Annotated in this window: 1 protein-coding gene; it reads right to left on the reverse strand. The window is 58.0% G+C overall.

Annotation, left to right across the window (positions count from 1 at the left end):
• A partial coding sequence (locus AZ66_RS29545; protein WP_044358251.1) for an AMP-binding protein occupies positions 1-483 on the reverse strand: 483 nt, incomplete at its 3' end.
• Positions 484-502: the final 19 nt, after the last annotated feature.

A 502-nucleotide genomic window follows, 5' to 3' on the forward strand; every position in this document is an offset into this window, starting at 1 on the left:
TGCTTTCATGACCGCCAATACCCCGATCAGCATATCCAGCGAGCGGTCGATCATCAGGCCGACGATATCGTCCGCTTGCACGCCATCTTGACGCAGCACGCGCGCCAATTGATTGGCCCGCTCGTTCAATTCCCCGTAGCTTATCCGCTGCTCTTCATACACGGCCGCCACCTGCTCCGGCGTCCGCTTCGCCTGCTCTTCGAACAATCGATAGAAGACGGCATTCTCCGGTATTCGGCTCTCCTGGGCTGCAGCTTTCGGCTGGAACTTGGTCAGCAACTGCTCCCGCTCCGCCTCGCTTATTAAGCGAATCTCGTCCAATCGGATGCTGGCATTCGCCGCCACTTCCCGCAGCAGATGCACCAAATGCTCGGACATGCGCGTCATTGTCGCTTGTCCGTACAAGGCCGTCGCATACTCCAAACTTAGCAGAATGCCATGCTCAGCTTCATGAGCATTGAGCGTCAGGTCGAACTTGGCCACGGTATGCGGCGTCCCGTAC

The organism is Paenibacillus sp. E194, assembly GCF_000935845.1.
Classification (GTDB): Bacteria; Bacillota; Bacilli; order Paenibacillales; family Paenibacillaceae; genus Paenibacillus_B; species Paenibacillus_B alvei_B.